We start from the raw sequence: 15,022 nt of genomic DNA, 5'->3' as shown, positions 1-15,022 counted from the left end.
CGGCACCGTGATACCACTCGGTCGTCCAAGGTGCCGACATTTGTGCGACATCCGTCTTCGTGGTGCAAAGGTGCAAGTCCAAGTGCGACACCCCCGGTGTGCCACATGCGGGTAAACTAGAACCTTATATAGAGACATTTGAACCCTAACCGCAGCAAAGGAGGCCCCATGGCATTCGATCCCATTCAAGAGGATTGCCATCGCCTCGTTCTTGAGGCCTTGCGCCGCGACAATATCCCGCTCACCGATGGCACCGCCGTAGAGCGTCTGATGGAACAATTCACCCGCAACCCCGCACCGCTCATCGTGCATGATCGCGACCGCGCCGGACATCTGATTGCCAAGGTGGTCGAGGCTGTCGACTACCGCATTCCCTTTATCCCCGACGATGCCCAAGCCGAGCAGGAAGAGGCCGCTGCCGAGAACATGCTTCGCGAGGCCGCCGCGCTCGATCCGACCAACTGGGATGCCCAGCGCATGCTGACGGCCCTCACCGCCGACTCCAACGAGGAATACGTACAGTACCTGGTATCCAAGCGCGATGAAGTCGAGCATGACCTGGCGTTCAAGATCGCCTCGGCGCAGGACCCCTATGAGCGCGAGGCCGCGGGCGACCTTATGCGCCGCCCCTACCTGCGCTGGCTTGCCGCCCTTGCATCGCGCGCCCTCATTAGCGGACGCTATCGCATGTCGCTCGAAGCTGCAAACCGCAGCCTCGACTTTGCCCCCAACGATCCGGCCGGCGTCCGCCACACCGCGATGCTCGCCATGGCGAAGCTCGAATACCCTGCCGAGGAGCTCAAGCGCTTTCGCTCTGCCCACTCCGTCCCCTATCTCGCCAACACGCCGCTGCGTCGTCGTCCCAAGGACGCGGAGCGCGACTTGGACCCGTGGACGCTCATCGCACTGATGAGCGCAGCCTGGCGCGAGCTGGACTACGAGGGTGCCGAGCACTACTTGCGCATCCTTGCACGCTCGTGCCCGCACGCGGCCGAGGCACTCTACTTCCAAACCGAGTTTCCCGATGGCGTCTATGCCCGCGTCAACGTGGGTGTGGGCTCTACCGACGAGCTTGTCCTTGCGCTGTCCGAGGCGACGCCGGTACTGCAGGAGGGCTTGGGCGCCCCCGACAACGCCAGCTTCGCCGCCTGGGTCGCCACCAACGATATCGTGCGTTCCCAGATCGACGAGCGCATCCTGCGGGCGGCCGAGCAGGGCCTGCCGTTTAAGGGAGGAGACCTCTAATGGATCCGAGCGTCTACATCCCCGCCTACCTGGAGCGCGCCTACGTTGCGTCGCACCCCGAACTCACCGATGCAGCACGCGAACTTGTCCATAACGACGTGAGCGTTAACCCTCAAAAGTACGCGCAGACCGAGCATGCGCAGGCGCTGCTTTCCTATGCCGGCGTGCATCGTCATTTGCTCGACGAGCTCCATCGCATCGAGGACATGGGCAGCGACGAGGAGTTTGAGCAGACGCGCAACCGCCTGTTCGACGATATGCGCGATGAGCTGCTCAAGATCGTTCGCGTCGATGCGCTGGCGGTCGATGCCCAGCTGCTCGCCATCATTTTGGCGGACACACCCGTCGACGCCTGCCTGGGCGACCTGATGAAGCTCGAAGCGACCACGACCGATTACCTGCGGCAAAGCGTGCCCGGGTTCGACATGGAGGCCCCACACTACTGGGCCAATAATGTTTTGGCCGACGGTGTCACCGCAGCGGACCTTACCGTGAGCGAGCCGGCCCTTATCGGGTGGCTCCACACAGTCGAGGCCATCTCGCAGCTGTGCATGGCAAGCGCCCGCTACCGCGCTGCTGCCAACTACGCCCGCCGCGTCCTTAAGGCAGAAGGCTATCCCACCCGAGCTGCCGGCACCGTGTTGCTCGCTCTCGCTCGCCTGGAAGACCAGGACGGCTTTTTTGCCCTAGCCCACCAGCTCGAGGAACAGATGGGGGCAGACGCACTCGAAAACTCTCCTTGGTACCTGCTCGCCCGCACGATTCTGCTGTTCAAAACAAACAAGATGCGCCCGGCGACGCGCGCGCTGCGTGAGTTCGCTAACCGTTGCGAGGGCGGCGCGTTCTTTTTGCTGAACCCCATGTATCAGACACCGTACCTTCCCTGCCGGCCCGAACCGCACGACCCCTGGGACCTTTCGCATCAGGCAGTTTGGGAAGCCGACGGCATCATCTCGGACACCCCCGACTTTGCCCCCTGGGCCAACGCCTGCGAAGATGTATCGCAGCTTGCCCAGGAATTTGTGCGCCGTTACGGCTTTTAACGGCGCAAACGCCACGACCATGTCATTCACGTTAGGAACGGCTTCATGAACTTCCGCTCATCTCTCGCCTGTGCCTCGAGCGATATCGCCCGCTGGGGGCTGCGCTCCGTCCTTAAGCGCCAGGGCGGCGTACTCCCCGGCCGCATCGCCATGAAGATCGACCCCGAGCTGCTAAGCGACCTCGCGAGCCTGGTCGACCGCAGCGTGGTGATCACCGGCACCAACGGCAAGACCACCACCTCCAACCTCATCGCCGACGCCGTTGCTGCCAGCGGTGCTACCGTGGTGTGCAACCGTGCCGGCAACAATATGGAGCCTGGTGTGGTGGGCGCTCTGCTCGAGGCCCGCGGCAACCTTAAGCGAACCGCCAGCAGCAAGCGCGTAGGCGTTTTTGAATGCGATGAGCTCTACACTGTGCGCGTCCTGCCCAAGCTCAAGCCGACGTACTTCGTGCTGCTCAACCTGTTCCGTGACCAGCTAGATCGCTATGGCGAGATCGATCACACCCAGGAGGTCATCGCCCACGCGTTGGAGCTTTCGCCGGCAACGACGCTCATCTACAACGCCGACGACCCGCTGTGCGCCTCGATTGCCGCGCGCGTTCCCAACGCGAGTATTGCCTTTGGCATCGATGGCGCCACGGGCACCGAGTCCGACCGCATTAGCGACTCGCGCTTTTGCTCGCAGTGCAACGCCCCGTTGGAGTACGACTACGTACAGTATGGTCAACTCGGCGCCTACCATTGCCCCTCGTGCGGCTGGGCCCGCCCTGCGCTTGTCCGTCGCGTGACGGGCGTGGAACTCGGCTGCGACGGCTACGGCTTTGACCTTGTCTTTGGACCCGATACCGACGCACCCGCAACGCATATCGCCACGCGCTACAACGGTCTGTACATGGTCTATAACGTTGCCGCCGCCTTCTTTGCCACACACGAGTTGGGCGTGAACACGGCGCTTCTACAGCCTACGCTCGATGCCTATGTGCCTGCCGGCGGTCGTATGGGGCGCTGGGATATCGCCGGCCGCACCGTCGAGGCCAACCTGGCCAAGAATCCCGTAGGCTTCGATCGACAAATCCAGTCCATCAAGACGGCAGGCGGCAGACTCTGCGCTTTCTTCCTCAATGACAACGACGCCGACGGCCACGATGTCTCGTGGATCTACGACGTCGACTTCGAGCGCATCGCCGACACGCCGGGTCTTGTCGCCTTTGCCGGCGGCACGCGCGCGCACGACATGCAGGTGCGCCTCAAGTACGCCGGCATCGATGCCGCGATTATCTCGGACGTCGCGCAGGCAATTGGCGCCATGGCAGACGAGGCCGCCGATGACACCTTCTACGCCGTCGCCAACTACACGGCCTTCCCGCCGCTGGTCAAAGAACTCGACGGGCTGAAGGGTGCCGATGCAGCCACGGTTGCTGCCCGCGCCGCAGTCCGTGCCGACGGCAGCGCTCTTCCTGTCGGTATCGCGCCAGTCGAGCTCTCGCGCCCGCTGCGCATCGTCTACCTGTATCCCGATGCCCTCAACCTCTATGGCGACGGCGGCAACGTCATCGCCCTCGAGCGCCGCTGCGCCTGGCGCGGCATCCCCGTTCGCGTGGATGAGGTCCGCATGGGCGAGGTGCTCGATCTGCATGATGCCGATATCGTCATGATGGGCGGCGGATCCGATCGCGACCAGCTAGCCGTGGCACACGAGCTTCTCGCCCAAAAAGACAAGGTCGCAGCCTATGTTGAGGACGGCGGTTCGCTGCTCGCCATCTGCGGCAGCTATCAGCTGCTCGGCCGTTCGTACTATATGGGCGAAAAACGCATAGAGGGCCTGGGCGTCATTGCCGCCGAGACCGTACGCGGCTCCGACCGCCTGATCGGCAACGTCGCCGTCAAGACCGACCTGGCACCCGAGCCCTTTGTGGGATTCGAGAACCACGGTGGCCGCACGCTTTTGGACGCCGATGCCACGCCGCTCGGAACGTCCGTCGTCACGGGCACCGGCAACAACGGCGACGATGGATTTGAGGGTCTCACCTACAAGGGTGTCATCGGCACGTACCTGCACGGCCCGGCGCTACCCAAGAATCCCGAACTCGCCGACTGGCTCATCGCGCACGCCCTCGAGCGCCGCGGCGACGCACAGGCCAACGCTCTGCTGCCGCTCAAACCCCTCGACGACACCTACGAGCACGCCGCCCACGACGCCGCCATGAAGCTCCTCCCCTAACGCCCCAACCACCACAAAGGGGACAGATACCTTTGTGGTGGTTTTCCAGTTTGCCAACGATATACGCGCCGGCAAAAAAGTCTGCTATACTCTTTCCCGCTGTCCCCATCGTCTAGCGGCCAAGGACGCCACCCTTTCAAGGTGGATATCGCGGGTTCGAATCCCGCTGGGGGCACCACAGAATCTGAGAAGCCCGTTACCAATTCGGTAGCGGGCTTTTTGCTACCCATACGCCGGGATTCGAACCCCGAAGGCATAAAATCACACTGTCATCCAAGGGCCCGTGGACAAAAAATAGCAAATATGAGTACTGTTACCAATTTAGTAACAGCGATTTCATGCCATCAGAAGGCGATTTGGACACAAGGCGTCCTACGGCGGAGGAATTGCAGGCATTTATCAGCTAAGTACTTGGACATATGTTGCGTAACACTGCATATTTTGCAAAAAGATAATGCTACAGGGCTTGTGACAGTACTCATATTTGACGTTTTTTGCCCACGACCCCTTATTGCGTGGGCGAATCAGTTGCAAAGCGGGATCCAAAGCGTCCTTCGCAAACAAATAGCCGGGCCCCGCGCGATGCGGACCCCGGCTCAATACCGTGACGATATGTCAGTTACGCTCTACACGTAGAACAGGATGTCGTCGTAGGTCGGAACCGGCCAGTAGTCGGCGGCCACGATCTCCTCCATGGCATCCACGGCGGCGCGCAGCGTATCCATAGCGGGAACGACCTCGTGTGCATACACGTTGGCCTGCTCCTGGCCATCGAGAGCCTCGGCCTTCTGATGCACGGCGTCGAGCGCCTTAATGGAGTCGTTGATGGCGGTGATACCATTGCAGAGCTTGTTGAGCGTGTTCTGCTCGCACTGCATGGCGGCCTCAGCACCGGCGGCACGAATAGTCTCAAGGCCCTTAGCGACCTTGGTGGCATAGGCGGTAATGACCGGGCGATAGGTACGACGCGCCTCGCGAACCATCGTGGTAGCCTCGATGTTCATGAGCTTGTTGTACTTCTCGAGCTTGCAGTCATAGCGGCACTGGGCCTCGGCCTTGGTCAGGACGCCCGTCTCCTCAAAGAGCGCAATGGCCTTATCGGAAACAAAGGCGGGAAGAGCGTCGGCCGTGGTCTTGTTGTTGGCAAGGCCGCGCTTCTCGGCCTCGATGGGCCACTCGTCGGAGTAACCGTCGCCGGAGAACAGGATGCGCTGGTGATCGGTCAGCACCTTCTTGCAGTACTCGAGCGCGGCGTCCTGGAACTTATCCTCGGGCGTACCCTCGAGTGCGTCGGCGAAAGACTTGAGCGACTTGGCCACGGCAGCATCGAGCACCAGGTTGGAGTCGGAGACGTTCTGCTCGGAGCCGCAGGCACGGAACTCGAACTTGTTGCCGGTGAAGGCGAACGGGGAGGTACGGTTGCGGTCGGTGTTGTCCTGCATCAGCTTGGGCAGGGTATCGGCGCCCAGGTCGAGCACGCCGCGCGTGGCATGGACGGAAGCCTTGCCATCGATGATCTTCTCGACGACCTCGGTAAGCTGGTCGCCCAGGAAGATGGACATAATCGCCGGAGGAGCCTCGTTGGCGCCCAGACGATGATCGTTGCCGGCCGAGGCAACGGAGGCACGCAGGAGCTCCTGATAGTTATCGACGGCCTCGATCACCGCGGTGAGGAAGACGATGAACTGCAGGTTGTCGAGCGGGGTGTCGCCCGGGTCGAGCAGGTTCTCGGACTCGGTGCCAAGCGACCAGTTATTGTGCTTGCCCGAACCGTTGATGCCCTCGAAGGGCTTCTCGTGCAGCAGGCAGACCAAGTCGTGGCGGGAGGCGATGAGCTTCATCTTCTCCATCATGACCAGATTCTGGTCGATGGCCTCGTTGACCTCGCCGTAGACAGGGGCGAGCTCATGCTGGCAGGGAGCGACCTCGTTGTGCTTGGTCTTGGCAGGAATGCCAAGCGCCCACAGTTCATCGTCCAGGTCCTTCATATAGGACGAGACGGTGGGACGGATAGCGCCAAAGTAGTGCTCCTCGAGCTCCTGGCCCTTGCAGGGAGCAGCGCCAAAGAGGGTGCGACCGGTGATGACCAGGTCCCTGCGCTTGCGGTAAGCGTCCTTCTTGATCAGGAAGTACTCCTGCTCATCGCCCACGGAAGGAACGACCTTCTTGGGGGTCTTGCCAAACAGCGCTAAAACGCGCTTGGACTCACGCGAGAGCGCGGTCATGGAGCGCAGCAGCGGGGTCTTCTTGTCCAGGGCCTCGCCCGTGTAGGAGCAGAAAGCTGTGGGGATGCACAGGACATCGTCCTTAATGAATGCGGGGCTGGTGGGATCCCAAGCGGTGTAGCCACGGGCCTCGAAGGTGGCACGCAGGCCGCCGTTGGGGAAGCTGGAGGCGTCCGGCTCGCCCTGAATGAGGTTTTTGCCCGTAAACTTGGTAATGGCGGTGCCGTCGTGGTTGGGCTCGAGGAAGCTATCGTGCTTCTCGGAAGTAATGCCCGAAAGCGGCTGGAACCAGTGCGCGTAGTGCGTAGCACCCTTGGAGATGGCCCAAACCTTCATGGCGTGAGCGACGGCGTTGGCCACATCCAGGTCGAGCGGCTCACCCTCCTCGAGGGTTGCGGCAAGGCGCTTCCAAATGTCCTTGGGGAGGTAGTCCTTCATGACTTCCTCAGAGAACACCATGGTCCCGAAGCGGTCAGTAAGATCGGCCATACGGAACTCCCTTCGTATCGGCACCGCGTGAGAAGCGGTGTTGATTACTAACGAACGAGTCATAGCTTAGGCTCGCCGTGTTTCCGCGACATTACCGTTGTGTTGCTGTCGCGAAACCAATCAATGAGGTTACCGCATCGCGGCAGTATTGCCACCCTTAACAGCCAATGAACTGTATAAATTGCAGACCTCCCCGCATGGTTTAAGGGTAGTCAATTTAGGACGGGGCTAAATTGACTGGTATTTCGCATCAGATACCAGTCTTTATAGTCCGTGCCTAGATTAGCCGCTCTGTTATAGATAAAGCCGATAGCAAGGCATCTTTGATTAGTATCCTCAAATAGCGAGTGAAACTCCACCGTGACACAGTGGTGCTGTAGAATCCTTACAACACATCACACTATTACGTATCTAAAGGAGCACGATATGCGCGTCGACGAGGTTTTTAAGCAGGCAGCTTCCCAGGGCACTGCACCCGTTTCGTTTGAGATGTTCCCGCCCAAGGGCGAGCTTACCCTCGACACGGCTCGCGAAGTGGCAGGCAATCTGTGCAAGCTTTCGCCGAGCTTTGTCTCGGTCACCTGCTCGGCTGGCGGCTCGGGCAACGGCGCCACCACCGCCCCCATCGCGCATATGATTACGAGCGAATTCGATACGCCCTCGGTGGCGCACCTCACCTGTGTGGGCCGTACCCACGCCGATATCGCCGCCAAGATCGATGAGTACCGCACCGCCGGCGTGGAAAACATCCTGGCCCTGCGTGGCGATCTCCCTGCCGGCGCGACCGAGGACGACAAGCCCGCCTCCGACTACGCCTACGCCCGCGACCTCATCCCCGAGCTCGTCGACGCCGGCTTTTGCGTGGGTGCCGCAGCCTACCCCGAGGGCCACATTGCCTGCGAGGATCTCAACCTCTCGGTCGAACACCTCAAGCAAAAACAGGACGCCGGCGCGAGCTTCTTTGTGACGCAGCTCTTTTTTGATAACGAGTGCTTCTATCGTTTTCGCGAGCTTGCCGACAAGGCCGGCATCACCGTGCCCATTACCGCGGGCATCATGCCGTTTATGGGCAAGTCGCAGATCAGCCGCATGGTCTTTATGTGCGGCGCGTCACTGCCCTCCCCCGTCATCAAGATTCTCGCCAAGTACGAGAACGACCCCGAGAGCCTGCAGGCAGCCGGTGTAGATTATGCCGCCCGTCAGCTTTGCGACCTCAAGGAGCACGGTGCCGCCGGTCTGCACCTGTACACTATGAATCGTCCTGCGATCGCCGCGACCATTATGGAGCGCCTGGGGTAATGGAAAAACCGCACATCGATACAACCGCTGTCGAAGTGCCGGCCGACCTTGCGTCGCCGGCGCTTTACCGTGTCGATGCTGCGCACCATCCCCGTGTCGACCGTGCCGAGATGCTGCGGTATCTGGGTTACGGCGGCCAGCAGATTGAGCCCGAGCTGTCACGACGTATTGAGCTTGTGGTCGAGCGCCTTGAGCTGGACATTGAGCCCCGCGGCGTGCGGCGCGTGTTTACCGTCGATGCCACGGGCGTGGACGAGCAGGGAGAGCCTTGCATCCGTCTGGTTGGCACCAACGTTGAGCTGCGCGGTCGCGACATCTATCGACATCTCAAAGACGCCCGCTTTGCCGCGCTCATGGCATGCACCCTCGGCATGGACGCCGAGCGCCGCCTGCGTACCACGGGAGCCCAGCAGCCCCTGGAGGGAGCCGTGCTCGACGCCGCATGCTCTGCCTATGTAGAAGCCGCCGTCGAGCAGATGGACCAGCAGGTCAAGGCTGCGGCCGCTGCACACGGGCTCGCCGGTAACTGGCGCTTTAGTCCCGGCTATGGCGACTGCCCGCTCTCGGCCCAGCGCTCAATCGTGGCTGCGCTCAACGCCACACGGCTCATCGGGCTTACCGTTACCCCCACCAGCCTGCTCATGCCCACCAAGAGCGTGACCGCGGTGATCGGTCTGTTTGACGGCGAGGTCCACGACGCCCAGAGCCGCCCCACCTGCAATATCTGCCGCATGCGTGAGCACTGCCGCTTCCACGCCGCCCACACCACCTGCTATTCCAGCCATTAGGAGCCATCGATGTCTACTCCGCTTATCACTCATGATTCTGACGGTACTGCACTGGCGGCACCTGTCAATACTGCGCGCTGCAACGGCGCTGTGTACAAGACGCGCACGATCGACGACCTTCGCATTAAGGACGATCGTCTGCGCGCCGCCATCAAGGGCACCGGGCACCTGCTGTTTGACGGCGGCATGGGCACCATGTTGCAGGCCGCTGGCATGAAGGCGGGCGCCCTGCCCGAGCTGCTCAACTTTGAGGAGCCCCAGGTCATCACCGATATCCAACGTCAATATGTCGAGGCAGGCTGTGACGTGATCACCGCCAACACCTTTGGCGCCAACGCGCACAAGCTCGATGGCGCCGCCACCGTGGCAGATGTCTTTGCCGCCGCGGTCTCTTGCGCCCGCGCGGCCGGTGCCCATTACGTCGCCGGCGACATCGGCCCCATCGGTGCGCTGCTTCGCCCCCTGGGCACCCTCAGCTTCGACGAGGCCTACGACCTCTTTGCCGAGGAAGTGCGCGCCGGCGTCGATGCGGGCGTGGACCTCTTTATTATCGAGACCATGACCGACCTTGCCGAGATCAAGGCGGCCGTCCTCGCCTGCCGCGAGAACTCCGACCTGCCCGTCTTTGCCACCATGACCTTTGAGGAAGACGGTCGCACCTTCCTGGGCACGAGTCCCGAGGTTGCCGCCATCACGCTCGATGCCATCGGCGCCGACGTTTTGGGCATCAACTGCAGCCAGGGACCGGCCGAGCTCCGAGGACTCGCCGCTCGCATGCTCACCGTTACGGACAAGCCCGTTATAGTGCAGGCCAACGCAGGACTGCCCCACGTGGACGACGACGGCAACACCGTCTTTGATATCCAGGCGCCCGAGTACGCCGTGGCCGTCGCCGGTATGATTGAGGACGGCGTAAGCGTCGTGGGCGGCTGCTGCGGCACCACGCCGGCGCACATGGCCGCCTTGCGCACGCTTATCGATAACCACACGCCCAGCCCGCACCACCGCAAGCCCAGCATGTCGGTCACGAGCGCCCAGACGGTCGTGGACCTTCCCTGTGACGGTCACAAGATCGCCGTCATCGGCGAGCGCATCAATCCCACCGGCAAAAAGCGCCTGCAGCAAGCCCTGCGCGACGGCGACCTGGACTACGTCGTGAGCCAGGGCATCAGCCAGCAGGAGCAGGGCGCCGACATCCTGGACGTCAACGTGGGCCTGCCCGAGATCGACGAGGTCAAGATTATCCAACAGGCCACCGAGCAGCTCCAAGGCTCCACGCTGCTGCCGCTGCAGATCGACTCCACCGACCCCGCCGCCGTCGAGGCCGCCGTACGTCGCTACGCCGGCAAGCCCATCATCAACTCGGTCAACGGCAAGCAGCAGATCATGGACGAGATCTTCCCGCTGGTCGCCCACTACGGCACCAACGTTGTCGGCCTTACGCTCGACGAAGGCGGCATCCCCGATACCGCCGAGGCCCGCTTTGCCATCGCCGAGCGCATCGTGGCCGAGGCTGCCCGCTACGGCATCGGCCCGGACCGTATCCTCATCGACTGCCTGGTCATGACCGCCTCGACCAATCAACGCCAGGCCGAGCAGATCCTGCGCGCCATGTCCCTGTGCAAGGAGCGCCTGGGCGTCAAATGCGCGCTCGGCGTGTCGAACATCAGCTTTGGTCTGCCTGCCCGCCCGCTGCTGGGCTCGGTCTTTTTGGCCGCCGCCTTTGGCGCGGGCCTCGATGCCCCCATCATGAACCCGGGCTCCAAGCGCTTTATGGACACCGTCTACAGCTATCGCGTCCTGAGCGTTGAGGACGAGGGCTCGACCGGATACATCGAGCGCTATGCCGGCTGGACCGATCCGTATAAGATCGCCGCCAACCCGGCAGCAGCTCAGGCCGCATCGACCGACACCGTGCCCGCTGCCGGCACCGCCGGCACCGACGGCAACGACGACCCGATTCGTCGCATGGTCGTCTCGGGCCGCAAAGGCGAGATCGCTGCCGAGACCGAGCGTCTGCTGGCAGACCACGACGCCATGGACCTTATCAACAACCACTTTATCCCCGCTCTCGACGAGGTGGGCGTCCTCTTTGACCAGGGCAAGTTCTTCTTGCCGCAACTCATGGCCTCGGCCGAAGCCGCACGCGTGGGCTTCGACACCATCAAGCGCCTGATGCCCGCCGGCGAGATCGCCGACAAGGGCAAGATCTGCGTGGCCACCGTCAAGGGCGACATCCACGATATCGGCAAGAACATCGTCAAGATGCTGCTCGACAACTACGGCTACACCGTCTTTGACCTAGGCCGCGATGTCGACCCGCAAGAGGTGCTCAAGACCGTGCAGGAGCGTGACATCAAGCTCGTCGGCCTCTCGGCGCTTATGACCACCACGGTCGTCGCCATGGAAGAGACCATCAAGTTGCTCCATGCCGAGGTTCCGGGCGTCAAGATCATCGTGGGCGGCGCCGTGCTCACCCCCGAATACGCCAAGCAAATCGGCGCGGACTACTACGCCAAGGACGCCGCCGAGAGCGCTCGTATCGCCGAAGAGGTCTTTGGGAAGTAACACAACGGAAACAACCGAGCACCAAAACGTGCCGCACGCGCCACTTGGCACGTGCGGCACGTTAGAATAGATAAGACTATGCTCGTTTTGGCAGATAGGAGCGCAAGGATGGCGATCACGCCCGCAGAAATCGCGGAAACCCGCGGCATGGTTGAGGAACAGAACCTCGACATCAGGACCATCACCATGGGTGTTTCGCTCATGGGTTGCGGTGACGAGAACCTCGACCGCATGTGCACGAAGATCTACGACCATGTGACGCACACGGCTGAGCATCTGGTCGAGACCGCCGAGAACCTCGAGCGCGAGTACGGTATCCCCATTGTCAACAAGCGCGTTTCCGTCACCCCGGTGGCGCAGATCGCCGCGTGCTGCAAGGATGAGGACCTCACCCCCATCGCGCATGCCCTCGACCGCGCGGCCGAGACGCTCGGCATCGATTACCTGGGCGGCTTCTCCGCACTCGTCCAGAAGGGCATCGGCGACGCCGACCGCCGCGTCATCCAGTCCATCCCCCAGGCGCTCGCCACCACGAGCCGTGTCTGCTCCAGCGTCAACGTCGCCAGCCTGCGTGCCGGCATCAACATGGACGCCGTGCTTATGGCCGCCCAGACCATCATCGATGCCGCTAAACTCACGGCCGACCAGGATTCCGTCGGCGCTTCCAAGTTTGTCTGCTTTGCTAACATGGTCGAGGACTCCCCGTTTATGGCGGGCGCCGTCCACGGCGGTGGCGAGGCCGACGCCGTCATCAACGTAGGCGTCTCGGGCCCCGGCGTTATGGCCGCAGCCCTGGAGACGCTGCCCGACTCTGCATCGATGATGGAAGTCGCCGAGAAGATTAAGCAGACCGCCTTTAAGATCACCCGTGCCGGCGAGCTCATGAGCCGCGAGGCCGCCCATCGCCTGGGTGTCGAGAAGGGCATTGTCGACCTGTCGCTGGCTCCCACGCCCGCCATCGGCGACTCCGTCGCTCGCATCCTCGAGATCATCGGCGTGGGCACCTGCGGTGGTCCCGGCACGACCTGCGCGCTCGCCATGCTCAACGATGCCGTCAAGAAGGGCGGCGTCATGGCTAGCTCCAGCGTGGGCGGTCTCTCGGGTGCTTTTATCCCCGTGTCCGAGGACGCCGGCATGATCGCCGCCGTCGAGGCCGGCGCGCTTTCGCTCGAGAAGCTCGAGGCCATGACCTGCGTGTGCTCCGTTGGCCTGGACATGATCGCCATCCCCGGCGACACCCCGGTCGAGACCATCGCCGGCATTATCGCCGACGAGATGGCCATCGGCGTCATCAACAACAAGACCACGGCCGTCCGCGTGATTCCCGCCATTGGCAAGGGCGTGGGCGACTGCGTCGAGTACGGCGGCCTATTTGGCCGTGCGCCTATCATGCCGGTGAACCCCAACGCCGGCACCGTGCTTGCCCACCGCGGTGGACGCTTCCCGGCGCCGCTGAACTCGCTCAAGAACTAGCTGAGGGGGACTGGCGAGGAGCCCCGCCGCCGGGCGGCAGACATATAAGGTCGCCTGCTCGGACAGTCCTGACTCGCACGGAGAGCACATTAAGTGCTCTCCGGCTCGTGCGGAACTCGCGATCGACCTTATATATTTGCCCTCCCCGGGGCTCCCGCACAACGGGACCTCGGTTGGGTTCTATCCCGGTTGCAGTCGCTTCGCTTCTGCTCCACTTTGCTGGTATGACGGTTTGGCGTTGGATCGGTTCTTTCTGATATATGCTGGTTGCGGCTCTTCTTTTGGGAGGAGTCGCTTTTTTGTTGCTAGGAGGTTGGCCCGTGGCTGATGGGGAGAATCGTTCTGAGCTGCTTTCCACAGATTGGAATCTGGAGTGGATGCGTCTGCAAGCTGATCGGCGGCGGGCTGACGATTCTTTTGAGTGGGATAAAAGGGCTCGGCATTTTCGGCCGTTGGAGACTGCCCCTTATGCTCGGGATTTTATAAAGCTGCTGGCGCTTGAGCCCGGCGAGTCGGTACTCGATATGGGGTGCGGGGCTGGGTCGATTGCTATTCCGCTTGCTCAGGCTGGGCATCCTGTGATTGCTGCTGACTTTTCCCCTGCCATGTTGGGCACGCTTGATGCTGGCATTGAGTACTATGGGCTCGAGGATCGCATTACGCCGCTTGAGCTTGCCTGGGACGATGATTGGGATCTGGTTGGGCCGGTTGCCAAGGCTGTTGATGTTGCCTTTGCCAGTCGCTCTGTCACCACGACCAACCTAAAAGGCGCGCTTGCCAAGCTCGACCGTACGGCTCGTCGGCGTTGTGCAGTCACGATGGTCGCCAACTCCAGCCCGCGCTATGATCTGCACTTGATGAACGCTATCGGCGCCTCGGTTACCTGCAGCAATGGCTTTGTGTACGCCTTCAACATCCTCATTCAGATGGGTGCCCTGCCGCAGGTCACGTACTTTGAATCGCCGCGTCGCGATACCTTCGACAGCCTTGAGGCAGGCGTGGCGGACTTTTCCCGCATGCTTGAGCATGGCAACGAGGATAAGGTCGACCGTCTGCGCGACTACATCGCCCAACACATGATCGAGAATCCCCATGCCGGTGAGCCGGGCTCCAAGGGCGTGTCGCAGGGGCGCTATATGCTCGACCATGTCCGTAAGGTTCGCTGGGCGTTTATTGCATGGGAACCGGTCTCTGAATCCCGCTCGTAGCCCGTTCACAGCCTGCGCTGCCCATCACCTCGGCATCCGCATTCTTTTTGAACTGGGCAAACACGCTCCACACCGCGCCGTTCCTGCGCTATCGTGGGACAGCTCACGTAGATTAAGGCCCCGTCGCGGGGCGCCCCATACATAGAAAGCGAGAACCCATGGCACTGACAGGAGCCCAGGTCAAGCAGCTTCGCAGCATGGCCCATCACCTCAACCCCGCCATCATCATCGGCAAGTCCGATGTCAACGAGGGCACCGTCGAGCAGACGGTCGCCTACCTGGAGAAGCACGAGCTCGTTAAGTGCTCCGTGCTCGATGGCTCCAGTCTTTCCGCCCGCGAGGCCGCCGAAGAGCTCGCTGAGCGTTGCCACGCCGAGGTCGTCCAGGTCATCGGCCGCAAGTTCTCGCTGTATCGCGAGTCCTCGCGCAAGGACATCGAGAAGATCAAGCTCGTCTAAGAG

The 15,022-nt window shown here is 62.1% G+C and carries 10 protein-coding genes and 1 tRNA gene; 10 read left to right on the top strand and 1 reads right to left on the bottom strand.

What is annotated here, in order from left to right:
* Positions 1 to 168: 168 nt before the first annotated feature.
* From PMW70_RS05730 to PMW70_RS05715, 4 genes are all read left to right on the top strand, one after another.
* On the top strand, positions 169 to 1,245 hold the full coding sequence (locus PMW70_RS05730; protein ID WP_089572774.1) for a hypothetical protein: 1,077 nt from the start codon (positions 169 to 171) through the stop codon (positions 1,243 to 1,245).
* Positions 1,245 to 2,288: a hypothetical protein gene (locus PMW70_RS05725; RefSeq protein WP_271744129.1), complete on the top strand. Its 1,044-nt coding sequence runs from the start codon at positions 1,245 to 1,247 to the stop codon at positions 2,286 to 2,288. The genes PMW70_RS05730 and PMW70_RS05725 overlap by 1 nt, the downstream gene beginning before the upstream one ends.
* Positions 2,289 to 2,333: 45 nt before the next feature.
* Positions 2,334 to 4,511 (top strand): MurT ligase domain-containing protein, encoded by a 2,178-nt coding sequence (locus PMW70_RS05720; protein WP_271744128.1) that lies wholly within the window; start codon positions 2,334 to 2,336, stop codon positions 4,509 to 4,511.
* A gap of 101 nt (positions 4,512 to 4,612) precedes the next feature.
* Positions 4,613 to 4,689, top strand: a tRNA-Glu gene (locus tag PMW70_RS05715).
* 448 nt (positions 4,690 to 5,137) lie between these two features.
* Here the strand turns inward: PMW70_RS05715 and PMW70_RS05710 are convergent.
* Positions 5,138 to 7,225: a glutamine synthetase III family protein gene (locus tag PMW70_RS05710; protein ID WP_117757412.1), complete on the bottom strand. Its 2,088-nt coding sequence runs from the start codon at positions 7,223 to 7,225 to the stop codon at positions 5,138 to 5,140.
* 426 nt (positions 7,226 to 7,651) lie between these two features.
* On the opposite strand from PMW70_RS05710, the gene PMW70_RS05705 reads away from it, so the two are divergent.
* From PMW70_RS05705 to PMW70_RS05680, 6 genes are all read left to right on the top strand, one after another.
* The gene (locus PMW70_RS05705) at positions 7,652 to 8,524 is read left to right on the top strand and encodes a methylenetetrahydrofolate reductase (protein WP_117805959.1); all 873 of its coding nucleotides are present in this window, start codon (positions 7,652 to 7,654) and stop codon (positions 8,522 to 8,524) included.
* Positions 8,524 to 9,312: a hypothetical protein gene (locus PMW70_RS05700; RefSeq protein WP_117563616.1), complete on the top strand. Its 789-nt coding sequence runs from the start codon at positions 8,524 to 8,526 to the stop codon at positions 9,310 to 9,312. Before PMW70_RS05705 ends, PMW70_RS05700 begins: the two co-directional genes overlap by 1 nt.
* Before the next feature lie 9 nt (positions 9,313 to 9,321).
* A complete protein-coding gene (locus PMW70_RS05695) occupies positions 9,322 to 11,880 on the top strand; it encodes a homocysteine S-methyltransferase family protein (protein WP_271744127.1) in 2,559 nt (852 codons plus the stop codon).
* 108 nt (positions 11,881 to 11,988) lie between these two features.
* Entirely contained in the window at positions 11,989 to 13,353 is a 1,365-nt protein-coding gene (locus PMW70_RS05690) for a PFL family protein (RefSeq protein WP_035136908.1), read from the top strand.
* Between the two features lie 260 nt (positions 13,354 to 13,613).
* The gene (locus PMW70_RS05685; RefSeq protein ID WP_334203955.1) at positions 13,614 to 14,561 is read left to right on the top strand and encodes a methyltransferase domain-containing protein; all 948 of its coding nucleotides are present in this window, start codon (positions 13,614 to 13,616) and stop codon (positions 14,559 to 14,561) included.
* Positions 14,562 to 14,719: 158 nt separating this feature from the next.
* Positions 14,720 to 15,019 carry a YhbY family RNA-binding protein gene (locus tag PMW70_RS05680; RefSeq protein ID WP_006234690.1) on the top strand — a complete coding sequence of 100 codons (300 nt, stop codon included), beginning with the start codon at positions 14,720 to 14,722 and terminating at the stop codon, positions 15,017 to 15,019.
* Positions 15,020 to 15,022 lie beyond the last annotated feature (3 nt).

It is taken from the genome of Collinsella aerofaciens, assembly GCF_028209625.1.
In the GTDB taxonomy this organism is placed as follows: domain Bacteria; phylum Actinomycetota; class Coriobacteriia; order Coriobacteriales; family Coriobacteriaceae; genus Collinsella; species Collinsella aerofaciens_AM.
This window is presented reverse-complemented; position numbering and strand designations above follow the sequence as displayed.